The sequence below is a fragment of the Stenotrophomonas sp. SMYL20 genome, from assembly GCF_036320045.1.
GTDB classification, from domain to species: Bacteria; Pseudomonadota; Gammaproteobacteria; order Xanthomonadales; family Xanthomonadaceae; genus Stenotrophomonas; species Stenotrophomonas maltophilia_A.
The window spans coordinates 33,902-59,299 of record NZ_JAWIRT010000007.1 but is presented as its reverse complement, the minus strand read 5'-3'; the positions used below and the strand labels follow the sequence as shown (position 1 = coordinate 59,299).

Genomic DNA, 25,398 nt, shown 5'->3' with positions numbered 1-25,398 from the left:
GTCAGCGCCCGGCCAATGCGTCGAGCAGCGTGCGCGCGGCCAGCTTGCCCAGCGCATTGCCGGCCAGCGGGCTGTCGCCGGTCAGCAGCAGGCGGTCCTGCAGCACGCTGCCATCGATGCCGTCGTTGACGATCTGCACGCCCTGCTGCGCCAGGCGCTCACCGAAGAACCACGGCAGCTGCCCGGGCATGTAGCCGATCTCTGGCGTCTGCCGGTCCATCGCATCGGGGAAGGCACAGATGCGGTAGCCGCGGAACAGCGAGCCACCCTCGGCCTCGTCAACGCCTGCGGCCAGCAATGCGGCCGGGCCGTGGCAGAGGGTGATGATGTGACGTTGCTCGGCCATCGCCCAGTGCAGGGCCGCCTTTACCGCGCGACTCTGCGGCAGCCCGATGAGGGCGCCGTGGCCACCGGGAATGAACACGGCTGCATAGTCCGACGCGGCATCGAGGCCTGCCACCACTTCTTCCAACGGCAGTGGCTGGCGGAAGCGGGCTTCGTAGCGGTCGTACAGTCCGCCGATCTCCTTGTCCTCATGCGGGAACGCCCACCACTCGAACTTGGCGGCGTTGCCGGACAGCGTCGCCACATCGATGTCGAAGCCGGCCTTGTCCAGGTGGTACATCGGCAGCAGGGTTTCCACCGGATGGTTGCCGGTGGAGAACAAGTGGCCGTTGGCGGTGGGCAGATAGCGTTCGTCCGCAGCGATCATCAGCACCTTCCAGCGGCCATCGCGGCGCGCGTCGGGATAGTCGGCGCCGGACAGGTCGCTCTTCGCCGATGTGAACTGTGACAGCGAGTACGGCGACGGGAAGAAGGCGTCGCGCTCGGCCGGATCGGGGCTGGGGTGGCGGCTGGGCTCTTGCGTGTTCATGCGGACCTCCAGTGGGGTAGTGGAGCCAGCATAGAAGGGCGGATGCGTACAGGCGATGAGGGTTTTCCCCTCATTCGCCCCCTGCTATTTCACCACGGCGCCGTGCTGTTGCATGTCTTCATGCAGGATCCGCCGCAGTTCGACGATGGCCGGCGTGGCTTCCTGCACGCTGTGCCCGGACACGATCACCTTCTCCGAATCCGCGTGCGGAAGGTGCGAGCTCCAGTAGGGCACCAGCCCGTCGTCGGTCTTTTCCAGCGGACCATCTGCCTTGGCGCGCGCGATGATCGAGTGGTAACGCACCTTCGGTGCCATCGGCAGGTCGGCCACGGCGCGCACGAAGGGATCGTCCTTGTCCAGGTTCTGGATGCTGTTCATCTGGTAGCCGTGCTTGCCGTCGTTGCGATCGATCTTGCCGTCGTTGGCGATGGTGGCCACGTCCTCCAGGACGGTCAGTGGCAGCCGTACCAGGCGGCCGATCCAGCGGCCGAGGCGGGTGCTCGCCACATCGGTACCGCGGTGCGGCGTGGCAATGAATACCACGCGAGATACTTCCGGTTCCGGCAGGAAGGTCAGCACCGGCGCGCCCTTGGTGCGCAGCAGCTCCTGCTGCGCAGGCGTCATCTGTGCGGTCGCCAGCAGGGTCTCTACCAGGTGGTCGCCGGAAGAAGACACCATCAGCCGTGAGATCACCCCACCCATGCTGTGCCCGACCAGCACCATGTCATGAGAGGCCTGCTCCTTGCCGCTGGGGTCGAAGTGCTTGAACACCTCATCCAGCGTGTGGCGCATCGCATCGTGGCTCATCGCGATGGGCATGTTGGTCGGGTAGTAGAACTGCCAGACCTGGAAGTCCTGGCGGATCTCGTCGTCGCGCATCAGCTCGTTGGCGACGTTGACCCAGGCTTCCGGGCTGCTGGCCAGGCCATGGATCATCAGCAGCACGCGGCGGTTCGGGTCGTAGGGCTGCATCATGTATAGATGCGGCGTGTCGATGCCGCCCTTGCCACCGAACAGCGAACGCAGCGATTGGTGGCTGAAATTGGAGCGCGCCAGCCACAGTGCGTAGCCTGCGGTGAAGTTCGCGGCCAATGGCACCTGCTGCCCATGCAGGGTGACTTCCGTGACCTGGTAGGGATCGTGGATCTCCAGTTCCGGCTCGTCGTCGTGCAGTACTTCCCACAGGTTCTTTCCGGAGAAGCGCAGCAGCACCGTCATCGATGGCGACGGCATCTCGCTCCAGCTCTGCGTGATGGGCGTTGTGGCCTGCGCGGCGGCTGTGGTGGCCGGCGGCGTGGTGGCCGTAGTGGCGGCTGGATCATCCATCACGGCCACCAGTTCGGCACCGAAGCCATCGCGGCGATGCACGCTGCGCAGCGTGCCGGTGAACGACAGCGAGGCTGCCGGTACCAGTTCGGTGGGCGTACGCGTATCCAGCGGTGATGCTTGGCCCGACGGCGCCAGCACGAACGTCCAGCGGCCCAGCTGGAAGTGGCTGGCTTCACCATGCACGCGCCCGGTGGCATAGGCGTTGTACAACTGTACCGAGGCTTCCTGCACGGCCAGGTTGTAGTAGTCGCGCACCTGGGTCTGGCGGTCTTCGAAACCGCGCTGGTTGGCCGTGCGCTCGGTGAAGAACAGGTAGGCGTAGGCCTGCCGCGCGACCTGCATCCACGCGTCCAGGCGCGGCTGGAAGTCCGCATCCAGTTCGGTGATCGCGCTCTTGGCGCGGCCTGACGTGGAGTACTCGCGCTTGGGCGCGGGCAAGGTCATCGCATACTGCAGCCACAGTTCGGCCAGGCTTGAGCGCTTGTCCTCCTCGCGCACCACGATGCTGCCTTCCATCGCCTCGATGCAGGGCAGGCCTGGCTTGGCGCAGACGCCTTCGTCGAGGCCGGCGACGCGCAGGGTTTCCATGGTGGCCGAACTGAGCTTGCCGGTGGTCAGGATGTCGCCGCGTTTCAGGGCGATGTACTGGCCGGGGGTGACCGAGGCCACCTGCACCGACGGCCCGAACTGGCGCAACGTCGCGCAGCCGCCCAGAGTGAGCAGCACGGTGGTGATGAGGGTCGTGCGGCCGATGAAGCCCAAGCCCGTGGTTGCCATACGATCCTCCTGCGCGGTGGCGCCACTCTAGCGGTCGGCATGTCAAAGCGGAAGATACCGGGCGGTCGGTTTGGAGCGCGGAAATGCCGCCAACCGGGCGATTCAGGCATTTCCGTGTGACACTGGGGTGAACAGGATGAATGCGGGGCTGCGATGCGATGGCTTGAGACCCGTGTTCCTCCGCCTCTCGTGATGCTGTTGTGCGCCGCCATCGGCTATATGGTCAGCCGATGGCAGCCGGGCGGGGCGCTGCAGCTACCCGTGCCGGAGTTGCTTGCGGGTCTGGTGATGGCCTTCGGCGTGGTATTGAACCTGCTGCCGAAGCTGGCCTTCCGGCGCGTGGGCACCACGGTCAACCCCCTGCGGCCAGCGACGTCGAGCGTGCTGGTCACGCACGGCGTGTACCGCTACACGCGCAACCCGATGTACCTGGGCCAGGCCACTGTCCTGGCAGGTGCCATGCTGTACCTGCAGAATCTGACCGCACTACTGGCCGTGCCGCTGTTCGTGCTGTACATCAGCCGATGGCAGATCATGCCGGAAGAGCGGGCACTGTCGGCCCGCTTTCCGGAGGCATACGCAGCCTTCCGCCAGCGCGTACGGCGCTGGCTCTAGCGCGGGTCAGGCCGTCACGGTGTGATCTGGCACTTCACGGCAGCGGAATAGCCTTCGTAATCATCACCGGCAATCACGTGCAGGGTGTGGTGCTTGTCGATGCGCTTCACGTAGGACGGTGCTTCGGTGTTGGCGTATTCGTTGACCGTGGTCACCGACCAGGTCTTGGCCAGGCGCTTGGGGTCGACACCGTTCAAGTAGACGAAGATGCTCTTCTCGCCCTCGGCGACATTCACGTCGGCATGGGTGACGGTACCGCCGAACAGGGCGACCGGCGTGGTTTCCGGCTCGAACGTGCCACCAGGTTTCCTGGCCAGGCCGGCTGCCTGCAGGGCATCGATGGCCTCGGCTTCGCTGAAGGTCGAGCCTGCCTTGCAGGCCAGCAGGGCTTCGAGTGTTGCGGTGCCGGGCGGCGCGATGGCTGGTGCAACCGCGTGCGCAGCCGCGTGCGCAGCCGGGGTCGCGGCACAAGCAGCCAGGAGCAGGGCAGAGGTGATGATCACAGTTCTCATCGCAGGTCCTTCTGTAGGTAGTGGGCAGCAACGCGGGGAGGATGCCGCTTCATTTTGCGATGTTTCAGTCAGTGCCGCGTGCAGCAATGGATCATGACCCATTCCGGCTGCCGTCGTCCGATTCAAGCAAGACGGCGCCGTCGCCGCGTTGTGACAACTGGTCGCCAGGGTTTCGCAACGGACAGTCCTTCAGTGACAGGCAACCACAGCCGATGCAGCCGTCGAGCTGGTCGCGCAGCTGGACCAGGCTGCGGATGCGCTCGTTCAGCATGTCGCGCCAGTTGCTGGACAGCCTTGCCCAGTCCTTCGAACTGGGCGCCCGTTCGGCTGGAAGATCATCCAGCGCGATCTTGATCGTGGCCAAAGGAACGCCCGCCCGCTGTGCGACCTTGATCACGGCAATGCGCCGCAGCACGTCGCGGCGGTAGCGGCGCTGGTTGCCGTTGTTGCGCCAGCCATGGATCAGTCCCTTGGCTTCATAGAAGTGCACGGTGGCAATGCTGACCCCGCTGCGACGCGCGACTTCGCCCACGGAAAGCGGAACGCTGACATCGATCTTCATGGCCGGGGTTCCTTGACCTCATCAATACATGAGGTTTTATAAGGCAGTTCCCTTTTTCCTGCATGTGAACCCTGGGCTGCAGGTCATGAATCATAGGTTTGAACGAAAATGGAACAGCAAGGCATCGCCGTCCCCGGCACCCGCTGGGGCGATCTCCTGTCCGGCCGCAATGCAGTGCGCTCACTTGCCCTGGCGGGCGGGGTCGCACTGCATGCGGTCAACGTCTACATCGCCACCACCATGTTGCCAACCGTGGTGGAGGACATCGGTGGCCTGGATCTCTACGCATGGAACACCACGCTCTTCGTGGTCGCGTCCATCCTGGGGTCGGCACTGTCGATCAAGCTGCTTGAACGTGCCGGGCCTCGTGGAAGCTATGCAATGGCGACGCTCATCTTCGCAGCCGGTGCCGTGATCTGCGCGCTCGCGACCTCGATGCCGATGATGCTGGTGGGGCGGCTGGTGCAGGGTGTCGGCGGCGGCTTCCTGTTCGCACTGGCCTACGCCATGATCCGGCTCGCGTTCGAAGAGCCGCTCTGGCCCCGCGCGATGGCCCTGGTTTCGGGGATGTGGGGCGTGGCGACGTTGATCGGACCTGCGGTGGGCGGCGTCTTCGCCGAATGGGGCGTATGGCGGGCCGCATTCTGGTCGGTCACCGCGGTTGCCGTGTTGTTCGCGCTGCTGGCGTCGAAGGTCCTTCCGCAGAGGGAGGCATCGTCTTCAGCTGCGGCCAGGTCCTCGGTCCCGTGGTTGCAGATCCTGCTGCTGACCCTGGCCGTCATCAGTGTCTCCCTAGGCAGTACATCCTCGAGCGCAGTCAACAATTTCATTGGCATCGTGATGGCCGTGTTCCTCGCAGTGGTGCTGATGAGGATCGAGTCCCGAGCGAAGCAGACGCTGCTTCCTTCCGGCGCTCTCCGGCTCCGCTCGCGGCTGGCCGCGTTGTATGGGCTGATGTCGCTGCTGGTGGTGATGATCACCAGCGGCGAGGTCTTCGTGCCACTGTTCCTGCAGGTGCTGCATCAGCAATCACCGCTTGCTGCGGGCTACCTCGCGGCGCTGATGGCGGCCGGTTGGACGCTCGGGTCGTTGGTCGGCTCCGGCTTCAGCGGGCGCGCCGTTGACCGGGCGTTGATGATCGGCCCGGCGCTGGGGTGGGTGGGCATGATCGGGCTGGCGCTGCGGGTGCCGGCTGCGGGCAGCGGTACGTGGTTGCAGATGGTGCCGATCTGCGTGGCGCTGGCCGTCATCGGGATCGGCGTGGGCCTGGCCTGGCCTCACCTGCTGACACGCGTGTTGACCTCTGCACCGCCGGAGGAGCAGGAGCGCGCCGGTGCGTCGATCACCACCGTCCAGCTGTTCGCCACCGCGGCCGGGGCTGCGCTTGCCGGGATGGTCGCCAATGCAGCGGGACTGATCGAGCCGGGCGGGGCCGAGGGAACCGCGCGTGCGGCCCGGTGGCTGTTTGCCACCTTCGCGCTGGCGCCGATGCTGGGCATGCTGCTGGTGAAGCGATGCCGCTTTCCGGCGGACGTGAACTGAGGGACGGAGGAGGGCGCAGCGACCTTGCCGGGCCGCTGCGCCATGCCATCAGTTGCTGGCTGCCTTCACGGCTTCGGCCGCGTCAATGATGCCTGGCCCGCAGCCACCCGGGCAGTTCGCTGCGGCGATCGGGTGCGCAGTGCGACGCAGGATGTCCTTGACCTGGTCGGTGGTCTTTGGCACCGGCGCCACCGCTTGCATCAGCGCGACGATGCCAGCGACGTGAGGCGCCGCCATCGAAGTGCCGGACATGAAGTCGAAGGCGTTGTTACCCACCGTGGACAGGATGCCCTGCGCCGGATGCTGACGGGTCGGGGCGCAGTTGGCCTGGCTAGGCGGCGTGGCCAGCGGCAGGAACTCGCCGACGGACGCGCGGCAGGACCAGGTTTCACCACCGGGTGCGGTGATATGGATGCCTGCGCCATAGTTGGAGTAGAACGCGCGTCGCCCGCCCTGATCGTTGGCAGCCACCGCGATCACGCCCTTGCAGTTCGCCGGGGCGAACTCGGACACATCCAGATTACTGTTGCCGGCGGCGACCACCACGATCGTGCCCTGCGCGGTGATGTCGTCGATTGCATCCTGCTCGGCCGGCGAGCAGGCACGGCGGCCGCCCAGGCTGAGATTGATGACTTCGGCCGGGTTCGCATTGGCCGGGACGTTGGGCACGTTGATGCCGGCACTCCAGAGCATGCCATCGATGATGTCGGCGGAACCGCCATTGCCCTGGTTGCCGAGTACGCGTACCGGCACGACCTTCGCGTTGTAGGCCACGCCGGCCACGCCGATCTGGTTGTTGGTCACCGCAGCGACCGTTCCGGCGACGTGGGTGCCGTGTGCGATGCCCGAGGCATCGAAGGCATCGGCGTCGCGTCCATCGCCATCGTCGGATCCGCCACAGCCGGGATTCATTCCGCCGATGATGCACTGCCAATCACTGAACGGACGGGTCGACGAGATCATGTCGTAGCCCGGCAGCAGGTTGGCCTGCAGATCGTTGTTGTTGAGATAGCCCGAATCAACCACCGCAACCACCACACCCTGGCCAGTGGAGCGATCCCACGCGCCGGGCAGGCGCGCGCCACTGGTCGGATTGCTGTAGTGCCACTGTTCGCCGTAGCGTGGGTCGTTCGGTGTGGCGAATGCGCTCATCATGTAGTTCGGCTGCACGTACTCCACATCCGGATCGTCGGCGATGCGCTGCATCAGGATCTGCGCTTCGGGGAGGTCCAGTGGCTTGTCCGTGGTGACCACGTCGGCCCCGCCGCCCATGCGGCGTTGATGGGTTACGGACGCGGCTGCTGGCGGTGCGTTGCCGATCGAACGCTTGCTGCGCTGCTGGACGCCGAGGCGCTTCTTCAGCGCATCCTGCGCGGTGGTGGCGGAGACGCGCTTGCTGCTGCCGTCCCGGTACTTGACGATGAAACTGCTGTACTGCTCGTTGCTGGCCATGCCTCGCGTCCATACCCGTTCGGTGGGTTGGGCGAAGGCGGGGGCGCTGGCCAGGACCAGGGTGATGGCGCTGGCAAGGGAAACCCGAAGCGACGTACGCATGGATACAGTTCCTTTGTGAAAAGTGCGGCGGATGGGCCGGGCCTGGGGCTCGACTCGATGTGGAGAGTGGGGTATCCCGTGGGCTCCTCTCGATGGCGACCTTGAGCGAACGCATCCGCAGACGTTTCTCCCCCAGGGCGGAGGTAGGAAATTTCTGAATTGGTTTAGTGATGTCGAAAGCGTCTGACGATGTTCAGTGCCGACATGGCTTGTCCGATTCCGCTTTGCGGCGTGGTGTGATGGCGGGTTTCACGCTTTGGTTGGGCGGAAACAAGAAAGCCCGAAGATGCACGCATGCGGAGTTTCCGGGCGTAGCCTTCAGCGTTGACGTGGGACCTGAATTGGCTGCGTTGTTCCAGCCACCGCTGTCGGGCATCGCAACTCCTGCTCTTCAGCTGGCTTGACGTTTGAGAACCTACGGCCCTGGGGAGAAGGGATTACGCGGAACTCCTCGTTGGATGCAACTCCAGTGCGATTCTGATGGGCCTGGGATCCTGACGTGGTGAATTTCCACGTCAGGATGGAGATGTTCCCGAGCAAACCAACTACGGAAACTGTCGGCGGCACCACCCTTCACTATGGAATCTACAGCTGATGGCCGTTGGACTACGCGTTCGCAACCAAGGGACCGGACAGATCCAGATCGGCTCTGGCTACCGAAATCTGCAGCTGGCCAAGTCAGGCACGCTCAACACTGGTTCGTTTGCCGGTGGATCGACTGGTGGATCACCACCGTTTGCCTCATGGTCTCCGAGTGGTGTGTTGGCATCGACGAACGGGACGACGAACCTTCACGTCTGCCGATACATCAATGACTCCGTATCGACCAACACAGGATTCACTCTGGTCCAGAGCGGCGTGACGTGCAATGTCTACGCCTCCAGTGCCGCGCCGAATAAGCTGCTGGAGTACTACACGTTCAATGCTTCTGAGCGAGAAGGTACTGGTCCAGTCGGGTTGCGCCTGCGCAACGAAGTCGGCACGGTCTTCTACGACTCCAGACGCAAGGGCCTACGGGTTCTCCAAGTGGTGGCGCTGCCGACAGTCCCAGGGCCTCCGGTGGAGATCGGCCAGTTTTTCCCCGGGACGAAGATCGGCATTGCCATTCCGTCGCCGCGCTTCTACTACTTCGCGCAATCGCAGGATCGGTGCACCATGAACGCCAACTATTTCCACATGACCAGCGACAACCGGATCTTCCTTTCGCGGTTGCAGGTGACTCAACAGACCCTGATCACCAACACCTTCCCGGTGGGCGGCGTAACGATGGGGCCGCAGAACGCCACGATTTTCATCGTGGACCTGACCGAGGTGCCGCTGGGGTTCGGCTAGGGCGCCAGGAGGCATTGGCGAGTGACCATTCGAACTTGACCGTGTTGCACGCCAAATACGATACATGTCTCGGTGGCACAAATTTCCCTGCTCTAGAATCGACGTGCGGGCAAGACGCCCGCTGGAAATCTGTACGTCCATTCTCTAAGGAGTAGATGTGAAGAAGTTGATTGCTGTGGTAGCCGTTTTGGCTGGATCGCTGGCGTTGAATGCGTCCGCGCAGGAAATTGACTACTTGGGGGCGTCTCCGAAGATCCTTGCAGAGGCGAATGCCCATGCAGCTGATTTGCCCGCCGGCGTCCAGTTGGTCGAGCTCGAAAGATGGCGGTGGAGGGAGGACACTTTCAGTGCCCGGCCGCTGAACACTCCGGGTGGAATGAAGCACCCGGGTAAGAAGGAAGGCACTTTGGGCTTCATTTCCTACTATCCATTCGAAGGCAGCGTGACGATGTATGCCTGCCTCAATAATAACTGGATGGATAGCTTCTCTTCGATGGACCCGAACTGCGAAGGCCATATGAAGACCACGAACATGATGCCAATTACGGGCTACATCGCCTCGACGCAGCTCCCGGGCACCGTGCCGTTGTACCGTTGCATGCGAGGTGGTCTGAAGCCGAACAACTGGGCAGACCACTTCGATACGCTGGACCCCAACTGCGAAGGCGTGAAGTATCCAGTGAATGAAGGGATCATGGGCTACATCTGGCTCTGATTTATCGCTGATCTACAGCACCGTCAGAAAGGAGGCAGTCGCTGGGCGACTGCCTCCAAGAGATCCTCGCGGTTGTTCCGCGGCGTATTCACCGCGCGGCTGACCCGATAGGCCTCCATCGCCGGCGTCTCGCTGGCCAGCAGCCATCCACTCATCGATCTGGCCAGCCTGCAGCCACACACCGAATGAGCGAGGCGGCCTAGGAAGGCCGCCTCATGGCTCCATGTCGTTAAATCTCTTGTGATCCCTTAGGCAGCTTCGGAATCGGTCCGCCTGGTCCGACCGTTACGGTGCCGGTTCTTCCACCGCCGCCGTAGCTGCCGCCGCCTACGTCTGCGCCGCCACCTCTGCCCACTCCTTGACCGCTGCCTTGACCGCTCCCAGAGCCGACACCGGAGCGCGGGGATTGAGTAATGGCCTCTTGGGTCGTGCCATTCCAGTCGTTACTGTCGGTCATTTGATACGTCGTGCAATGCGAACCGTTGCATACGATGACCTTCGCTCCTGTCTGTATCGGCTCCAGATGTGTGCCTTTACGCTCGCGATTGGTGATCTGCATGTACTTCAGCAGAAACGCTTTAGTAGCAACGTCTGGCTCAGGCCTCTGACCCTTGCAAGCATCACAATTGACCGGACCGAAAACCGCAATTGAAGGACCAAGTATAGTGAGGGAGTACAGCAACGGAATTGCGGAAAGTCCTATCAAAGCAATCAGGACGACAAGAAATTTTTTGCTCCGAACAAAATTCATGAATTGCACCCCTGTTGATAGAATTAAAATATTATTTGCAGCATGAATTTAAGATTTTACCCGCCATCTCCCTGGCGGCCTGCGACTGATCTGGCGAAAGGTCTACAGAAATTCTATTAATTGCCGTTGTCGATAGCTCGTTTCGATTCAATCTATCGTAGGCCAGCCAATACGCAAGACTCTGCTCGGGTGATTTTTCCGCAAGAATTCCACGATCGTATATGTTTGCCAGTGCCTCCATGGAGTCTACGCTTCCAGTCGAAACAGATTCCTGAAGATATCTAACCGCATTGGTGCGGTAGTTAATAATTTCCTCGGGATTTTTTAGTGCGTTTGATAGATCCCCTACCACCTCACGGGGGTTGCGTGCATACATCAAACGCGCTTCGATTGAGCCCTGCTCCGCAGCGAGAGCAAGCCAGTTCTCAGAGGTAATGTCATCTCGAGAGTTAAGCCCTTTGCACAACTCAATTTCCCTCTCGACTCTCTCAGAAAACTGCCCCCCCAGCCCTACCGATGCATACGCCTTGTACTCCTCGCTATCGCCAGGATCCAGTGCCCGACGACAACTCGAAATTCGCGTAAAAATTTCGTAGCTAGCCTGCCCATCTCCTCGCTTAGATCGCGCCAATCGGTCATCTACATAAGCTGTCGCCTCGTCCTCCATCTCCGGAATGTCCATCTTCAAGAGAAATGCATTGCCCTCCAGATAAACTCTATTTTTGCGATCCTCGTAACCTTTGAGTTGCGCTTGACTTTTGACATCGTGATAGTCGGCATCAATCGATGCCGGAGTGGTCTTTATAGGGTTATCTACGGTGCCCGCATCACTCGTTGAGTGAAGTATGAAAAAATAGATCGCAGCGGAAATGGACGCGGTCAAAGCGACTAATGAAATGGAAAGTAATTTTCCCGATCTCTTCATTTAGATGTTTTCTTTGTGAAATTTTTGGTATTTTCAGTGAAATCAGTTTTCTTTTTACTGACGATAAGCAGGATCTGTCGCGCTAGCTTCATGCTGCTGCTCCCAACTCGAAGGTATCGAAGCGGATCACCTCTTGACGCAGCCATTCGTTGGATGAGCGATTGCGATTTCTTAGTTGAAGAAGAACGGACTCGGAAGGCGCTCCCCCCAGCGCGCATCTATGTGATGTTAATCAAGGGTTCATTTTTTGATGAGGAAACATGGTTGCTGCCAGAGCCTGTCACTCCGCCTGGAGCGGCAAGGCAGCGCCGCAGCGGCACCGCAGATGTCCGGAGAGTGGCCCGACCGGTCGTGGCCTCGGGAGGCATGTAGGGACAGCCCGACCCGACAGGGAGAGGTTGCCCGATGGTGCCGGTCGCGCGTTGAGGGCATTCTGACCTTGCCGGATCCGGGGCCGCAGGCAGCTCAACCCGGGGGGCGCGTGAGCAGCGCCGCGCCGGCTCAACTGCAGTGGACAGTGGGTTAGGGCTCCGGCCATAGTCACGGCTGGCCAATGGACGTGCCCTAGGAGCATCCTCAACGTACTGATCAGCCGTGACCAGCTTGTCGTTGCAGTGGATACGCTTGCGGAGGATGCCCTGACTGGCGCCCACTCTGCCGGTGCCAAGGTGCTCCTGATACCGCAGCACAACGTGCTACTGGCCACCAGAGGTGGAGCCCAGTTCTTCCTGAAGATCTACGAGCTGGCTCTGCAGGCGAGCTTCCGGGCCGACTTCTCCATCGAGCAGCTTTCTGCTGAGATGGGGCCTGTAATGGACCAACTGTCGTTGAACTATGAGAAGGCGGCCGCAGAGGCTGACCTGCCTATCGAACAGCTGGGGACCGAGATTGTCCTGGGCGGTTGGTCGCCCAGAAACGGCAGAATGATGGCCACGGCCTACGCCAAGAGCGACAGCCGGCAGGCTACGTCAGTGCAGCCGATCGGCGGCCAGTTCGCGTCACCAGGCGATCCACTCAAAGGCGTGGCGCCGAGCATGCTGCAGGTCGACCTGATGGCTGCCGGGCGGCTCCAAGCGAACTACCTCAACGAGCAAATGGGCCGGCAGGTCGCCGGCGGGCGTCTGCTGATCGGGTTCCTTCAGCAGGGGCAAGCGGTGGTGAAAGACCTTGGGAGCTTATAGCTTGGACAGGCACTGCACCCTATGGAGTTGCGGGACACAGTAGCCGTGGGGGCGTGGGGGATGGACGGTTCACTGTCGTACTAGTTCTGCTAGATTCCCCGAGGCCTCCATGGTTGGGGGTGACAAAGGAGAGCATCATGGTCTTTGGAAGAGTCCTAGTGCGTTTCGTTGTTTCTGGCGTCCTGATGATTTCAGGTTTAGGTTTTCATGCGGCGGCAAATGCGCAAGATACCTTGAAATCCTGTGACGGCTGCAGTCTGGATCAGATGAAGAATACGGCATGGCTTGATACCAATGCCGAGGAGGCACCTTTCTGGGGGTACAAGTACTATGTCAATCGTCAGAATGGAGTCATCGCCAAGTTTGTAACGTCCAAGGAAGATGGACCTCCAGGTGATACCTGTCCTCCGGGTGGCGGCGTTGGGTGCCAGAGCGTTGTAAAGGTGTTCCCGGATGTTCCCGAGTCGGCATTTACGGATTATGCGTTCAAGGCACAACAGGTCTGGGGCTCGCAGATAGTAATCGAACCCGGCCCAGGAGTTCCGAATAACGCATACGAGTTCGTGCAATATCCGCAGATGAGAGAAGTGGTGATGGCGCAAGCCCACACCAAGTCTGCGTTTCTCAATCTTGTAACCCAAGCAGTGCGTGGCCTGATCGATCAGCATCTGTTGAGCTTGCCCCCCAAGGTGGTCTCAGTAACGCTGATCCTTCCGGATGGATCGAGGGTCATCGCCATCATGGATCCGACGACCGAAAGGCTGTCTCACGAACCCAATACCGTGCGCGATGCTGCCGGAAATTTCGTGCCAGAGACTCCTGGTAAGGTGGCCGGCGGGATTGGCCAGACGACGTACTATGACTTCACCAATAATCCAGCTGATCGATTTAAGTTCGTACAGTGGGTCAGCTCGTTAGGGGCAACCGTTACCGGTCCGACTAGTAGTCAGAAAATGTACTGCACTGAAAGTGCGGACAACTCAGGTGCTGGTGTAAATGTAATTATTACCTGCACTGCCTACTAGAGCCTGCATTCGACATCCAGTTGCTGATCTCTGCTTGGTGGCCCGGCGTTTTGCCGGGCCACCTCTTGCAAGTGCTCTTGGAACCGTACTGCAGCGGAGGTATGCAAGGCTGAGCGGTTAAGACTGACCGTTGAGCAAGTCGCAGCGGTTGAGACAGCCGGCAGTATCCTTCCGGCTATGCTTCCCTCGCACGGCTACCAAGGCTTCCGCACCGCTCCCGTTCCGTCTGGCTGGGTCCAGATGGGGGAGAGCTGGGTGCTGTGGTGGGGCGGTCGACAGATCGCCAACATCAGACGCGGCAAGGATGGCGCTGTGCGCGTGCGTCTGGATGCCCGGAAGATGTGGCAGATCAAGGAAGTTCCGGCCGCCAGCATCGCCCAAGGCAAGCGCTACGCCGAGCGCTGGTGCGCGGCCAGGCTGTACCCCGACATGCCGCTGCGTCAGGCGGTCGCCCGGCTGACAGACAGCACCCCGATCCAGCCACCCCCGCCACTGCCCGGACTGCCGCCAATCCGCGAGCAGCAGCAACAGGCTCGGCGCCTGGCCGAGGCCGGAGCGAAGGAGGTCGAGCGGATCAAGGAAGCGCTGGAGCTGCGCAAGCCGCCGGTAGAGACGAAGCCCCGTCCGAGGGACGCACGCAAGGCGTGGGTGAGGGCAGGGCTCCGGGAGCTACGTGGTTGGTGAGCGGAAAAGGTTCCCGAATACACGGTGTCTGCCCATTGCGGGACTAGGGGCCTGTACTCAGGCCTCCTGAATTGCACTCAATCTAAGTTGTTGACTGCAATGCACAGTGCGCCAGCCTTCTAAGCCGCCGTTTGGTTGTGTTGTGATGGCGCACTGGGTGGGTTGATTTCTTTCCCTAGCTGGGCAATCGCCTCTGCAATCTCCAGATAGAGTGCGGCGAGGTTCATGCAGGCATCGCCTACCCGGTCGTATCTCTCGGCCAGGGACTCAATGGTGAAGTCCATCCCATGCGCAACGTTGCTGGACAGCGGGTCTGAATTCTCACCCTTGTACATGTAGGTTGCGAACGGCGACCGCTTCAGAAAGATCTGATCGACGCCATGGATGAGGTGATGGCGAGCGGCTGCCTCATTCTCCGCCCACTCCAATAGGTCCGCCACACGGTCCCGTGGATGCCAAAGGGCAGGGCAAGCCTCTATGCACTTTTTCAAGTTCTTGATCTTAGTGCTGAATGGCATAAATCCCGGCTTGAACTCCGGGGGCAGAGAATGCTCGCCCAACTTCTTGAGCATCTCTCGATATGGGCCTCCCGCAGCTGCCAGCAGGTCATAGATCCCATTCTCGAACCTGCCCCACGCGCTGATATAGCGACCCAATACGGCGTAATAGTCACGCTCGGAGTCGTCATGAAAATGAACCGTATCAGCTATGTACATAGGTATTCATGCAGGCGAGTACGGGACAACTTTAGCGGATCGCGCCAAGCCGAATCCGGCTGGCCGCAGACATCGTCTCTTGTCCAGCGTGTTTCCCGGCTTCTGGCCCGCCTTCGCTCATCGCGAAGTGCATATGCCAAGTCGGGCGCTGCCGGTGAACAAGCCCCGCCCGAAGCACGCCCGCAAGGCGTGGGTGAGGGCAGGGCTGGAGCAGATGCGGCGGGGTGTGTAGGTGTCATCCGGCCCGCAGCTTCACCACGTTGCCATCGCGCAGGCCATCGAGGTAATCCGCCCAGACCTGCATCATCCGCACGCGCTCCTGCAGGTGCGATGTGCGGTTGTAGGCCCGGCCGTTTGGATCCTTCACCGCGTGCGCAGGCTGGTGCTCGATGATGTCCGGGCGGAAGTGCAGGACCTCGTCCAGAATGGTGCGAGCGGTCGCGCGGAAGCCGTGGCCGGTCATCATCGTGCGGTCGTAACCCATGTTGCGCAGCGCTGCGGTCACGGCGTTCTCCGACATCGGGCGTTTGGGGTCGCGGGCGCCAGAGAACACCCACTTGTGCCGCCTGGTGACCGGCTTGATGTCCTCCAAGATCTGCAGCGCCTGCTTGGACAGCGGCACCAGGTGTGCAGCACGCATCTTCATCTTGCTGGCGGGGATGGTCCACACGGCCGCGTCGAGGTCGAATTCCTCCCATTCCGCATGCCGCAGTTCGCCAGGACGCAGGAACACCAGCGGTGCCAGCCGCAGCGCCGAGCGGGTGATGGCAGAGCCGCTGTATGCCTCGATGGAGCGCAACAGGCCTCCCAACTGCACGGGGTCGGTAATCGCCGCATGGTGGGCCTCCTTCGGCGGTGCCAAGGCACCCTTCAGATCGGCGACCGGATTGCGCTCGGCACGGCCTGTGGCCACGGCGTACCGCATGATCTGGCCGCAGTTCTGCATGATTCTGTGCGCGGACTCGATCGCGCCGCGGTCCTCGATGCGTCGTGCCACCCGGAGGAAGTCCGGCGCGGTGAGGTCGGCTACAGAGCGTGACCCGATCCAGGGGAATACATCGTTCGTCATCCAGGCTTCGACCTTCTCCGCATAGCTGGGCACCCAGGGGCGCGCGACCAGCCACTCGTTGGCGATGGTCTCGAAGCTGTCCGAGCCAAGGACGGACTGGGCGAGGGCAGCAGCCTTCTTCTGCGCGCCCGGGTCGACGCCTCTGGCCAGCAGCCGGCGAGCTTCGTCGCGGGCCTCGCGAGCTCGAGCCAAGGAGACATCCGGGTACAGGCCGATCGACAGCAGCTTCTCCTTGCCGGCGATGCGGTACTTCCAGCGCCAGCTGCGCGCGCCGGTCGGGGTGAGGTAGAGGTACTGGCCGCCGCCGTCGGTGATCTTCTGCGGCTTGTCGCTGGGCTTGGCGCGCCTGATGGCTGCGTCGGTCAGAGGCATCGGGGGTATCGCTTCAGTGGGTGCGGTCGGATACCCCCACCGTCTCATGGATTGAAACGGATTGCCCCAGTCTGCTGCGGACAATAAAAAAGCCCGGAAACCCTTGTGACGCGGGGGTTTCCGGGCTTCTCCGGTCCTTGACGAACCGTTCGTTGGTGGAGGTGGGCGGAATTGAACCGCCGTCCGAAGGCACTCCATCCCCAGCACTACATGCTTAGCTCACCGTTGAATCTCATCCCCGAGCAGCACGGTGTGCAAAGCGCACCCGGGAACCAGCCTGTTGTGTTCTAGTGCCGGACTGACAGGCAGCCGCCCAGCGCGATTCCATGATAATGACTCTACGCTGCGAGCATGGACACAAGCAGTTTCGAGGCTCCGCCTAAGTCGGCAGAAGGTCACGCACCGCAGTTTTTAGGCTGCGAGAGCGACCGGAGCGTAGTTGTCGTCGTTGGCAACTAGAGTTTTGCAGCTGGATTTACGAGGAAAGCTACCCCCTCGGCATGCGCCAGGCGACTTCACAACCCCCGTCGAAACCAATGCACCCCCGGTTTCTTCAAGCATTGCAAGGCTTTGGGGCCAATGCCGTCATAAAAGCTGACACTGACCCTGCCCAACGAGACGGATCTTACGGCAATCTTCCTGAACAGTCACGCGGGTGAGCGTCCGTCTCCCAGCTGATTGGCACGTTGCGATCCCTTGGGACGCCGTGCTCGAATTTCCGGTACCACTCCACGGGGGGCCTCATGGCCATTTCCGTCAGCCCCGGCAACTGGGGACAGTATCGGATCGGGCAAGAGGTGCGCGGTGGCATGCTGTCGGCTGAATCGTCCTGGTACATCCAGCCACACGCAGATCAGGCGGCGAAGGCCCTCGCGGCAGCGTTTCCGGCAACAGGTCCTGCATCAGGGCTGCAGGCCGATCTGTTGTTGAAGGCAGTGGTATCGGTCTGTGCTCAAGACGGGCCGCAATAGCGCCAAACGCTGAAGCGGGCCGGCGTAGGTGCGATCAGGCTTGATAGCATCCAGATTCCTGAAGTTGAGCCAGTGGAAGGACGCCATGACGCTAGACGTTGCAGTAACAGATGAACCCAGCGACGAAGCGCTGGAGGTGATTGGCACTGGCTTGGACCAATTCAATCTGGAGGCTGCAGGGTATGCCGATCGACGCGCGCTGGCGGTACTGGTTACCGATCCGGCCAGCGGCAAGGTGGTAGGGGGCCTTACCGGGCGAACCTCACTGGGCATGTGGTTCGTGGATCTGTTCCATCTGCCAGCGGCCCATCGCGGCAACGGGCTGGGGTCGCGTGTGCTGAAGGCCGCAGAGGATGAAGCGCGGCGTCGCGGTTGCCGTTCCGGCGTGCTGTACACCCTCAGCTTCCAGGCGCCCGACTTCTATGTGAAGCATGGATGGGTCGTGTTCGGCCGGGTGCCATGCGATCCGGCCGGCACATGCAGGGTGTTCCTCAGCAAGGATCTGTCGGTGGGGTGAGCGCTGCGGGCGAGCCGCGCGTCCTGTCAATCCGCAACTTGTTGTAGAGCGTCTGTCATAGCGGATTGCTAACTTCGTGGACACGAATTTGCGACACACTGGCGATGACCATCCGAGCCAGGACAGACACGGAGACCATGGGTGACCGATGCAAGCCAACAACGCAGCCTGCGGCAGCTGATCGGGCCGGTCGGTGCCGACTACCAGCGGCGTGCGTTGCCGCCGGGCTGGGTCTGGGCGGTGCTGGCGGTGCTGCTGGCGGCCACCTGGGTGACGGAGTTGCCGGCCACGGCAGCTGCGGCACTGGTCGCCAGCGCGGTGGTGGTGCACTGGTCGCAGCGCGGCCGCATCCATTGGCTGGGGTGGCGCCTGCCGGGCCTGGCAGTGCTGGCCGCCCTGCTGTGGGGGCCGGAAGTGCTGTCGCAGTGGTTCGAGCACGGGCTGGCCGTGGTCCTGATGTCGCTGGCCAGCCTCAGCATCGGTGTGCATGTCTGGCAGTCGCGACAGATGGCGCGCCAGCTGCAGGGCGCGGCCGATGCACTGGATGACGCCCAGTTGCTGGCGTTGCTGCCGGCTGATGCCGCGAACCTGGCCCAACAGTGGCGCTTGGGTGATGACCGTTACGCACCGGAGCTGGCGGTAGTGATGCACCTGGCGGTGATGCACGCGGCGCTGTCGCCGCGGATGCGCAGGCAGGGCATGCTGGCGGGGTGACCTGCCTTTTGTAGAGTCGAGCCATGCTCGACTGCTTTTCTTACCGAAGCCGAGCATGGCTCGGCTCTACAGAAAGCCAAGGCAGCCGAGCATGGCTCGGCTCTACATGATCATGTGCAACGGCCTCGACTGCTTTTCTTACCGAAGCCGAGCATGGCTCGGCTCTACAGAAAGCCAAGGCAGCCGAGCATGGCTCGGCTCTACATGGTCATGTGCAACGGCCTTACGCGTCGCGGTTGCCGCGACGCATCACGCGCTGCTTCTCGATCGCCCAGTCGCGGTCCTTGGCGGCATCGCGCTTGTCGTGGGTCTGCTTGCCCTTGGCCAGCGCGACTTCGAGCTTGATCTTGTTCTTGCTCCAGTACATCGCGGTGGGCACGATCGTGTAGCCATCGCGCTCGACCTTGCCGACCAGCTTGTCGATCTCGCTCCGGTGCAGCAGCAGCTTGCGATCGCGCCGGTCGTTGGCCACGACATGGGTCGAGGCCTGGATCAACGGAGTGATCTGCGCGCCGATCAGGAAGATCTCACCATCCTTCACGTAGGCGTAGGCGTCGACGATGTTGCCGCGGCCAGCACGGATCGATTTCACCTCCCAGCCCTGCAGGGCCAGGCCGGCTTCGAAGCGGTCTTCGATGTGGTACTCGTGGCGGGCACGCTTGTTCAACGCGATGGTTTTGTTGGCCGTCGCGCTCTTTGCTTTATCCTTGCCGCTGTTCTTGCTCATTTCCGTATTGTCTCCGATTCGGGCCCGCCCGGTCGATTGCCGAAACGTCCTGTATTCATGCCTACTATCCGCCGCAGCGCCCTGGTCGAACATTCGGCCGCGCGCATGTTCGACCTGGTCAATGATGTCCAGGCCTATCCGCGCCGTTTCCGCTGGTGTTCGGCTGCCCAGATCCTGGAGCAGGGCGAGGACCGGCTGGTAGCGCGCCTGGACCTGGGCCTGGGCTCGTTCAGCACCTGGTTCCAGACTGAAAACACACTGCAGCGCCCGCACAGTATCGATATGCAGCTGCGCGATGGCCCGTTCAAGCAGCTGCACGGCCGCTGGGAGTTCCATGCGCTGGCCGAAGATGCCTGCAAGGTCACCCTGACCCTGGACTTCGAGCCCAGTTCGCGCCTGCTCGGTCCGGCGCTGGCATTGGGCTTCCAGAGCCTGGCCGACCGCATGGTCAACGACTTCATCCGCGTTGCCGACGAGGCCTGAGCGATGATCGAGGTCGAGGTGGTGCTGGCCTGGCCGCAGCGGGTGCTTTCGCGCCGGCTGCAGCTGGACGAGGGCGCCACCGTGGCTGAAGCCATTGTCGCTGCCGCGCTGGAAGGCAGTGCTGGATGCCCGGCCGTGGCCGTGCACGGCGTACTGGCGCGCCCGCAGCAGGTGCTGCTGGATGGCGACCGCATCGAGCTGCTACGCCCGCTGCTGGCCGACCCCAAGGACAACCGCCGGCGTCGCGCGCTCGGCGGTTGATTCCTGTCGCCCGTCCGCGAGGACGGGCAGGGGGCGTCAGCGACCCTTCTTCTTCTTGTCCTTCGGCAGATTGCGGCCGAACTGGCGCACGGTCTGCTGGGCCAGGGCCTTGTCGTTACCCGGGAAGTAATCGCCTTCCCAGCGGGTCACGTTGTCATTGTCGAAGAACACGGTGAAGTTCTTCACCTCGGTACGGCCCAGGCGGTTCACGCGCTGGCTGGAGGTGTAGTCCCAGCGCTGGGCGTGGAACGGGTCCGGAATGGACGGGGTGCCCAGCAGCGCGGTGACCTGCTGCTTGCTCTGCCCGACCTGCAGCTTGGCCACGGCATCTTCCCGGATCAGGTTGCCCTGATAGATGGGTTGCTTGTAGATGATGCCGCACCCGGTGGTGGACAGGGCGACGGCGGCGACCAACAGGAGATTGCGCATCGGGACTGGCGGTTGGGGAAATCAAACCGATGATACACTCCCGGCGTGCCACCGCGACCCAATCCGAGGCAGCTGGCGCTAAATCGCCAATGAACGGAGACCTATGGAAACCCACGACCTGCGAAAAGTCGGCCTGAAGGTGACCCATCCACGGATGCGGATCCTGGCGCTGCTTGAACAGCGCAATGCCCAGCACCACATGACCGCCGAAGACATCTACCGCCAGCTGCTCGAGCATGGCGACGAGATCGGCCTGGCGACGGTCTACCGGGTGCTGACCCAGTTCGAGGCCGCCGGCCTCGTGCTCAAGCACAATTTCGAAGGCGGCCAGGCCGTCTACGAGCTGGACCGTGGCGGCCACCACGACCATATGGTCGACGTGGACAGCGGCAAGATCATCGAGTTCGAAAGCCACGAGATCGAGGAGCTGCAGCGCAAGATCGCCGCAGACCACGGCTATGAGCTGGAAGAGCACTCGCTGGTGCTGTACGTGCGCAAGAAGCGCAAGTAAGCCGTTCCAGCCAGCTGGATGCGACGAAACCCCGGGCCTGCCCGGGGTTTTTCGTTGCTTACGGCAGATCCACGCCATGTGTGAGGGGCCCCATCAACACCTCCAGATCCACCGCCTCGGCCATGGCCCGGTTGCCCGCATCGCCCGGGTGCAGGTGATCGCCGGAGTCGTAGGCGGCGGCCATCCGTGACGGATCGGCCGGGTCGCGCAGCGCCGCATCCAGGTCGATCACCGCGTCAAACGGGCTGCCCGTGCGCAGCCAAGCATTGAGCTGCTGGCGCAGGGCCTCCTTGTCCGGGTGGTAGTAGTCGTCCAGCGGCGTGCCGGGCAGGGCGCCGGCGAACGGCGTCAGGGTGGCGCCGAGGATGCGTAGACCCCGCCGATGGGCCTGCTCGGCCAGGGTGCGATACCCCGCCTGCAGTTCGGCCAGCGTGGGCCGGGCCTGGTTCCGGGCGAAGGCGGTGCCGGGCCAGCTGATGTCATTGATGCCGATCAGCACGACTACGCTGACCACGCCTGGTTGATCCAGCACGTCACGCCGGAAGCGGGCCAAGGCGGATTCGCCCATGCCATCGCGCAGCAGCCGCCCCCCGGAAATACCGGCGTTGACCACGGCAACGCCCCGCGATGCCAGGCGCGCCGCCAGATGGTCGGTCCAGCGCTGGTCCTGGTCGAGGCTGGCGGTGGCGCCGTCGGTAATCGAGTCGCCGATCACCACCACGCTGCACGTGCTGGCGGCGGCCTCGACCTCGATGCCGGCCAGGAACAGGCGGGCAGTGGTGCTGCTGGCCCCGCTCAGAGCCTGGGTCTGGCTCTGGTCGCCGGGCGCAATCCAACTGGTCTGCCGACCCTCCCAGTGGAACGTCTGCACGGGCGTCGGCCCGGGCACGAAGACACTGATCTGCAACGCCTGGCGGTCATCCGTGGCCACCGCTAGTGGATCGCTCAGCCGTTCCTGACCGGGCTCGATCGATACGCCGGGCTGGCCGTCGAAACTGAGCGGCTGCGGGGCGGCACCCGCGTGTGCGGCCACGCTGGCCGCCCCGATCCGCAGCGGCTGGGTGCCGTAGGCATTGCTCAGCCGCACCCGCAGCCGGGGCCCGCCCAGGCTGATGCGCGCGGTCTGGCGGAAGGTCTGGTCCTGCAGCGTGGCCGGAACCAGGGTCGGGAACAGGAAATCGGCGCCCCAGACCGGTTGCGGACTGGCCTGCCAGCTGGCGACCCAGTGCGGGGCCGGGGCGGCACTGGCTGCGCTGGAGAGGGTGATCAAGGCGGTCGCGGTGAGCTGGCTGAGGCGGTTCATCGGGCAATCCCGGGAGGAGGGAGGGCCATGGTGATTCTCCGTCGATCTGTGAACTAGACTGCGCATGGATAATCATCTGTGAACTGGATTCATCGCCATGGCGCGACCCGACATCAACCGATCCGGCGAACTGGAAGTGTTCGTGCGGGTGATCGAGACCGGTGGCTTCTCCGCCGCGGCCCGTACCCTGGACATGACGCCGTCGGCAGTCAGCAAGCTGGTGGCCCGGCTGGAGCAACGGCTGGGTACGCGCCTGCTGCAGCGCTCCACCCGCCAGCTGCAGCTGACCCCGGAAGGCTGCGCGTTCTACGAGCGCGGCCTGCGCGTGCTGGCCGACCTGGAGGAGGCCGAGCGCTGCGCCAGCGCCCATGCTGAGCCGCGCGGACGCCTGCGGGTCAATTCCAACGTGCCATTCGGCCAGCATTTCCTGTTGCCGCTGCTGCCGGCGTTCCTCGAACGCAACCCGCAGGTGGGCGTGGACCTGACCCTCAACGACGAGGTGATCGACCTGCTTGAGCAGCGCACCGACGTGGCGGTGCGGGCCGGCCCGCTGAAGAGCTCCAGTCTGGTGGCGCGACGGCTGGGCGCGACGCGGATGATGATCGTGGCCGCGCCGGCCTATGCGCAGCGGCACGGGCTGCCACGCAACGCCGAGGAGCTGCAGTCGCACAACCGGCTGGATATCGGCCATGCGCGCGCGATGCAGGGCTGGCCGCTGTTGCAGGACGGTCGCGAACGCATGCTGCTGCCCAGTGGCAATGCCCGTGCCAGCAATGGCAACGCGCTGCGGCAGCTGGTGCTGGGCGGGTTGGGCATGGCGCGGCTGGCGACCTACCAGGTGCAGGAGGACATCGCCGCCGGACGCCTGCTGCCGGTGCTGGAGGAGGCCAACCCCGGTGACCTGGAAGAGGTGCACGCGGTGTTCCTGGGGCAGGGCGGCTACCTGTCGCTGCGGGTGCGCGCGTTCCTTGATTTTCTGGTGGAAACGGTGGATCTGGCGCGGCCACAGGGGTAGTGGGGGGGGGGGGGGGGGGGGCCCGGCGGGGGCGGGGGGGGGGGGGGGGGGGGGCGGGGGCGGGGGCCGCCCCGCGGCCCGCCCCCCCCTGGTCCGCGTCCCACTGGTGGGCGGCGCCCCCCCCCCCCCCGGCACTACCTCGCGCGTTGTAGATCCACGCCATGCGTGGATAACCGCGAACAGGCCTCAGACCTGCAGCAGCTTGCGTGCGGCGGCGCGCGCTTCCTTGCTCACTTCCACGCCGCCGAGCATGCGCGCCAGTTCTTCCTCGCGCGCCTTGCTGTCCAGCTTTTCCACTGCGCTCTGGGTCATGCCTTCCACCGGGGCCTTGCTGACCCGGTAATGGGCGTGGCCCTTGGAGGCGACCTGCGGCAGGTGGGTCACGCACAGCACCTGGCGCTTCTCGCCAAGGGCGCGCAGCTTCTGGCCGACGATGTCCGCCACCGCGCCACCGATGCCGGAGTCGACTTCGTCGAACACCATGGTCGGCACCGCATCCAGGTCCAGCGCGGCCACTTCGATGGCCAGCGAAATGCGCGACAGTTCACCGCCCGAGGCCACCTTGCGCAGGGCGCGCGGTGGCTGGCCGGCGTTGGCGGCGACCAGGAACTCCACGCGCTCCGCACCCTGCGGATCGGGCTTGCCAGTGTCCTGTGGCTCCAGCTCGATCAGGAACTGGCCGCCGCCCATGCCGAGCTCGGCGATGATGCCGGTGGTGGTGGCCGACAGTTCGGCAGCGGCGCTGCGACGGCTGGCGGTCAGCACCTCGGCCTGTACGCGCCAGGCCGCAGCGGCCTTGTCGATTTCGCCGGCCAGGCGCTGCAGGCGTTCGTCGGCGCCGCGCAGCTGTTCGACTTCGGCATGCATGCGCTCGCGCTGCGCGCCCAGCTCGTCCATCGGCACGCGGTGCTTGCGGGCCAGGTCGTGCAGGCGGCCGAGACGACGCTCGTTCTCCTCGAACTGCTCCGGGTCGGCGTCGAGGTCGTCATGCACGCGGTCCAGCAGCGACAGGGCTTCGTGCAGCTGGATCGAGGCGTTCTCGATCAGGCCGTCCACCTCGCCCAGGCGTGGGTCGTGTTCGATCAGGCGCGACAGCTCGTGGCGCACCTGCTGCAGCAGGTCCAGCGCGGAACTGCCGTCGTCGCCATTGAGCTGGTTGCTGGCCGCCTGGCAGGCGCTCAGCAGGGCGCTGGCGTGGGCCTGGCGGCGGTGGCTGGCACCGAGTGCGACGATCGACTCCGGTTCCAGATCTTCGCGGTCCAGTTCGCGCAGCTGGTGCTCCAGGAAGCCGATCCGGTCACTGACGTCGCCCTGTTGCGACAGCGCCAGCGATTCATCGACCAGAGCCTGCCAGGCCGCGGCGGCGCGGCGCACCTGGCGGCGCTCGTTCTCGTTGCCGGCATAGGCATCCAGCAGGGCCAGCTGCGACGGGCGCGTCAGCAGGGCCTGCTGTTCGTGCTGGCCGTGGATCTCCACCAGCAGCGAGGCCAGGTCGCCCAGCTGGGCCAGGGTCACCGGACGGCCATTGATCCACGCCCGCGAACCGCCATCGGCACGGATCACACGGCGCAGCTGGCATTGTTCCTCGTCGTCCAGCTCGTTGTCGGCCAGCCATTGGCGCGCGGCCTGCAGCTGGTCCAGCGCGAACTCGGCGGAAAGTTCGGCGCGCGCAGCGCCGTGGCGGACCACGCCACTGTCGGCGCGCAGGCCGGACAGGAAGCCCAGCGCGTCGACCATCAGCGACTTGCCGGCGCCGGTCTCGCCTGAAACCACGGTCATGCCTGGCCCGAACTCCAGTTCGGTGGCGCGGACGACGGCAAAATCCTTGATCGAAAGATGTCTGAGCATGGGTAAGGGGGTATCAGCAGCCGCGCAACGCTAGCACGCGGGCGAGGGAGGTCCAATGACTTGCCAAGGTGATGCGCCGCCATT

At 63.5% G+C, this 25,398-nt stretch carries 28 protein-coding genes and 1 other RNA gene; 14 read left to right on the top strand and 15 right to left on the bottom strand.

Annotated elements, in window-relative coordinates:
* Window position 1: 1 nt before the first annotated feature.
* Both hchA and V3B48_RS07090 read right to left on the bottom strand, forming a co-directional pair.
* Window positions 2-874 (bottom strand): glyoxalase III HchA, encoded by an 873-nt coding sequence (gene hchA, locus V3B48_RS07095; RefSeq protein WP_032128274.1) that lies wholly within the window; start codon window positions 872-874, stop codon window positions 2-4.
* Between the two features lie 84 nt (window positions 875-958).
* Window positions 959-2,980 carry an alpha/beta hydrolase gene (locus V3B48_RS07090; RefSeq protein WP_329893430.1) on the bottom strand — a complete coding sequence of 674 codons (2,022 nt, stop codon included), beginning with the start codon at window positions 2,978-2,980 and terminating at the stop codon, window positions 959-961.
* Between the two features lie 153 nt (window positions 2,981-3,133).
* Here V3B48_RS07090 and V3B48_RS07085 point away from each other — a divergent pair, with 153 nt between their 5' ends.
* Window positions 3,134-3,595, top strand: a complete 462-nt coding sequence (locus tag V3B48_RS07085) for an isoprenylcysteine carboxylmethyltransferase family protein (RefSeq protein WP_329893429.1) — start codon at window positions 3,134-3,136, stop codon at window positions 3,593-3,595.
* A 14-nt stretch (window positions 3,596-3,609) separates the two neighbouring features.
* Here V3B48_RS07085 and V3B48_RS07080 read toward each other — a convergent pair whose 3' ends face one another.
* Entirely contained in the window at window positions 3,610-4,107 is a 498-nt protein-coding gene (locus V3B48_RS07080) for a hypothetical protein (protein ID WP_329893428.1), read from the bottom strand.
* Between the two features lie 91 nt (window positions 4,108-4,198).
* Window positions 4,199-4,669 (bottom strand): redox-sensitive transcriptional activator SoxR, encoded by a 471-nt coding sequence (soxR, locus tag V3B48_RS07075; RefSeq protein WP_032128280.1) that lies wholly within the window; start codon window positions 4,667-4,669, stop codon window positions 4,199-4,201.
* 108 nt (window positions 4,670-4,777) lie between these two features.
* On the opposite strand from soxR, the gene V3B48_RS07070 reads away from it, so the two are divergent.
* Entirely contained in the window at window positions 4,778-6,211 is a 1,434-nt protein-coding gene (locus V3B48_RS07070; protein WP_329893427.1) for an MFS transporter, read from the top strand.
* A gap of 48 nt (window positions 6,212-6,259) precedes the next feature.
* Here V3B48_RS07070 and V3B48_RS07065 read toward each other — a convergent pair whose 3' ends face one another.
* Window positions 6,260-7,765: a S8 family serine peptidase gene (locus tag V3B48_RS07065; RefSeq protein WP_223224726.1), complete on the bottom strand. Its 1,506-nt coding sequence runs from the start codon at window positions 7,763-7,765 to the stop codon at window positions 6,260-6,262.
* A gap of 594 nt (window positions 7,766-8,359) precedes the next feature.
* Here V3B48_RS07065 and V3B48_RS07060 point away from each other — a divergent pair.
* Window positions 8,360-9,097: a hypothetical protein gene (locus V3B48_RS07060; RefSeq protein ID WP_329893426.1), complete on the top strand. Its 738-nt coding sequence runs from the start codon at window positions 8,360-8,362 to the stop codon at window positions 9,095-9,097.
* Window positions 9,098-9,254: 157 nt separating this feature from the next.
* Window positions 9,255-9,812, top strand: a complete 558-nt coding sequence (locus V3B48_RS07055; RefSeq protein WP_329893425.1) for a hypothetical protein — start codon at window positions 9,255-9,257, stop codon at window positions 9,810-9,812.
* A 23-nt stretch (window positions 9,813-9,835) separates the two neighbouring features.
* On the opposite strand, the gene V3B48_RS07050 is transcribed toward V3B48_RS07055, so the two are convergent.
* The 3 genes from V3B48_RS07050 to V3B48_RS07040 all read right to left on the bottom strand — a co-directional run bounded on the left by V3B48_RS07050 (window position 9,836) and on the right by V3B48_RS07040 (window position 11,488).
* Window positions 9,836-9,967 carry a hypothetical protein gene (locus tag V3B48_RS07050; RefSeq protein ID WP_285301909.1) on the bottom strand — a complete coding sequence of 44 codons (132 nt, stop codon included), beginning with the start codon at window positions 9,965-9,967 and terminating at the stop codon, window positions 9,836-9,838.
* A 74-nt stretch (window positions 9,968-10,041) separates the two neighbouring features.
* Entirely contained in the window at window positions 10,042-10,563 is a 522-nt protein-coding gene (locus tag V3B48_RS07045) for a hypothetical protein (protein ID WP_285301911.1), read from the bottom strand.
* A 31-nt stretch (window positions 10,564-10,594) separates the two neighbouring features.
* Window positions 10,595-11,488 (bottom strand): hypothetical protein, encoded by an 894-nt coding sequence (locus V3B48_RS07040; RefSeq protein WP_329893424.1) that lies wholly within the window; start codon window positions 11,486-11,488, stop codon window positions 10,595-10,597.
* Between the two features lie 614 nt (window positions 11,489-12,102).
* Between V3B48_RS07040 and V3B48_RS07035 the strand changes: the two genes are divergently transcribed.
* The 3 genes from V3B48_RS07035 (at window position 12,103) to V3B48_RS07025 (ending at window position 14,378) form a co-directional block, all read left to right on the top strand.
* Complete coding sequence (locus V3B48_RS07035; RefSeq protein ID WP_285301913.1) at window positions 12,103-12,669, top strand: hypothetical protein; 567 nt, start codon at window positions 12,103-12,105, stop codon at window positions 12,667-12,669.
* Window positions 12,670-12,806: 137 nt separating this feature from the next.
* Entirely contained in the window at window positions 12,807-13,694 is an 888-nt protein-coding gene (locus V3B48_RS07030; RefSeq protein WP_285301915.1) for a hypothetical protein, read from the top strand.
* A gap of 177 nt (window positions 13,695-13,871) precedes the next feature.
* The gene (locus V3B48_RS07025; RefSeq protein ID WP_329893423.1) at window positions 13,872-14,378 is read left to right on the top strand and encodes a hypothetical protein; all 507 of its coding nucleotides are present in this window, start codon (window positions 13,872-13,874) and stop codon (window positions 14,376-14,378) included.
* Between the two features lie 119 nt (window positions 14,379-14,497).
* On the opposite strand, the gene V3B48_RS07020 is transcribed toward V3B48_RS07025, so the two are convergent.
* The 3 genes from V3B48_RS07020 to ssrA all read right to left on the bottom strand — a co-directional run bounded on the left by V3B48_RS07020 (window position 14,498) and on the right by ssrA (window position 17,081).
* Window positions 14,498-15,094 (bottom strand): hypothetical protein, encoded by a 597-nt coding sequence (locus V3B48_RS07020; protein ID WP_329893422.1) that lies wholly within the window; start codon window positions 15,092-15,094, stop codon window positions 14,498-14,500.
* Window positions 15,095-15,329: 235 nt separating this feature from the next.
* Window positions 15,330-16,583 (bottom strand): integrase arm-type DNA-binding domain-containing protein, encoded by a 1,254-nt coding sequence (locus tag V3B48_RS07015; RefSeq protein WP_329893472.1) that lies wholly within the window; start codon window positions 16,581-16,583, stop codon window positions 15,330-15,332.
* 105 nt (window positions 16,584-16,688) lie between these two features.
* Window positions 16,689-17,081, bottom strand: a transfer-messenger RNA (tmRNA) gene (gene ssrA, locus V3B48_RS07010).
* Between the two features lie 197 nt (window positions 17,082-17,278).
* On the opposite strand from ssrA, the gene V3B48_RS07005 reads away from it, so the two are divergent.
* The 3 genes from V3B48_RS07005 to V3B48_RS06995 all read left to right on the top strand — a co-directional run bounded on the left by V3B48_RS07005 (window position 17,279) and on the right by V3B48_RS06995 (window position 18,737).
* Window positions 17,279-17,506, top strand: a complete 228-nt coding sequence (locus V3B48_RS07005; RefSeq protein ID WP_329893421.1) for a hypothetical protein — start codon at window positions 17,279-17,281, stop codon at window positions 17,504-17,506.
* 85 nt (window positions 17,507-17,591) lie between these two features.
* Window positions 17,592-18,023 carry a GNAT family N-acetyltransferase gene (locus V3B48_RS07000; protein ID WP_197655785.1) on the top strand — a complete coding sequence of 144 codons (432 nt, stop codon included), beginning with the start codon at window positions 17,592-17,594 and terminating at the stop codon, window positions 18,021-18,023.
* A 141-nt stretch (window positions 18,024-18,164) separates the two neighbouring features.
* On the top strand, window positions 18,165-18,737 hold the full coding sequence (locus V3B48_RS06995; protein WP_032128284.1) for a hypothetical protein: 573 nt from the start codon (window positions 18,165-18,167) through the stop codon (window positions 18,735-18,737).
* Between the two features lie 223 nt (window positions 18,738-18,960).
* On the opposite strand, the gene smpB is transcribed toward V3B48_RS06995, so the two are convergent.
* Window positions 18,961-19,464: an SsrA-binding protein SmpB gene (smpB, locus tag V3B48_RS06990; RefSeq protein WP_010484447.1), complete on the bottom strand. Its 504-nt coding sequence runs from the start codon at window positions 19,462-19,464 to the stop codon at window positions 18,961-18,963.
* A 57-nt stretch (window positions 19,465-19,521) separates the two neighbouring features.
* Here smpB and V3B48_RS06985 point away from each other — a divergent pair, with 57 nt between their 5' ends.
* Entirely contained in the window at window positions 19,522-19,947 is a 426-nt protein-coding gene (locus tag V3B48_RS06985; RefSeq protein ID WP_010484449.1) for a type II toxin-antitoxin system RatA family toxin, read from the top strand.
* 3 nt (window positions 19,948-19,950) lie between these two features.
* The gene (locus V3B48_RS06980) at window positions 19,951-20,208 is read left to right on the top strand and encodes an RnfH family protein (RefSeq protein ID WP_329893420.1); all 258 of its coding nucleotides are present in this window, start codon (window positions 19,951-19,953) and stop codon (window positions 20,206-20,208) included.
* A gap of 36 nt (window positions 20,209-20,244) precedes the next feature.
* On the opposite strand, the gene bamE is transcribed toward V3B48_RS06980, so the two are convergent.
* On the bottom strand, window positions 20,245-20,637 hold the full coding sequence (gene bamE, locus V3B48_RS06975) for an outer membrane protein assembly factor BamE (RefSeq protein WP_010484453.1): 393 nt from the start codon (window positions 20,635-20,637) through the stop codon (window positions 20,245-20,247).
* Between the two features lie 103 nt (window positions 20,638-20,740).
* Here bamE and fur point away from each other — a divergent pair, with 103 nt between their 5' ends.
* Window positions 20,741-21,148 carry a ferric iron uptake transcriptional regulator gene (gene fur / locus V3B48_RS06970; RefSeq protein ID WP_005409235.1) on the top strand — a complete coding sequence of 136 codons (408 nt, stop codon included), beginning with the start codon at window positions 20,741-20,743 and terminating at the stop codon, window positions 21,146-21,148.
* Between the two features lie 58 nt (window positions 21,149-21,206).
* Here the strand turns inward: fur and V3B48_RS06965 are convergent, their stop codons facing one another.
* The gene (locus V3B48_RS06965; protein ID WP_329893419.1) at window positions 21,207-22,451 is read right to left on the bottom strand and encodes an SGNH/GDSL hydrolase family protein; all 1,245 of its coding nucleotides are present in this window, start codon (window positions 22,449-22,451) and stop codon (window positions 21,207-21,209) included.
* Window positions 22,452-22,548: 97 nt separating this feature from the next.
* Here V3B48_RS06965 and V3B48_RS06960 point away from each other — a divergent pair, with 97 nt between their 5' ends.
* The gene (locus V3B48_RS06960; RefSeq protein WP_329893418.1) at window positions 22,549-23,466 is read left to right on the top strand and encodes a LysR family transcriptional regulator; all 918 of its coding nucleotides are present in this window, start codon (window positions 22,549-22,551) and stop codon (window positions 23,464-23,466) included.
* 186 nt (window positions 23,467-23,652) lie between these two features.
* On the opposite strand, the gene recN is transcribed toward V3B48_RS06960, so the two are convergent.
* Window positions 23,653-25,314: a DNA repair protein RecN gene (gene recN, locus V3B48_RS06955; RefSeq protein WP_329893417.1), complete on the bottom strand. Its 1,662-nt coding sequence runs from the start codon at window positions 25,312-25,314 to the stop codon at window positions 23,653-23,655.
* Window positions 25,315-25,398: the final 84 nt, after the last annotated feature.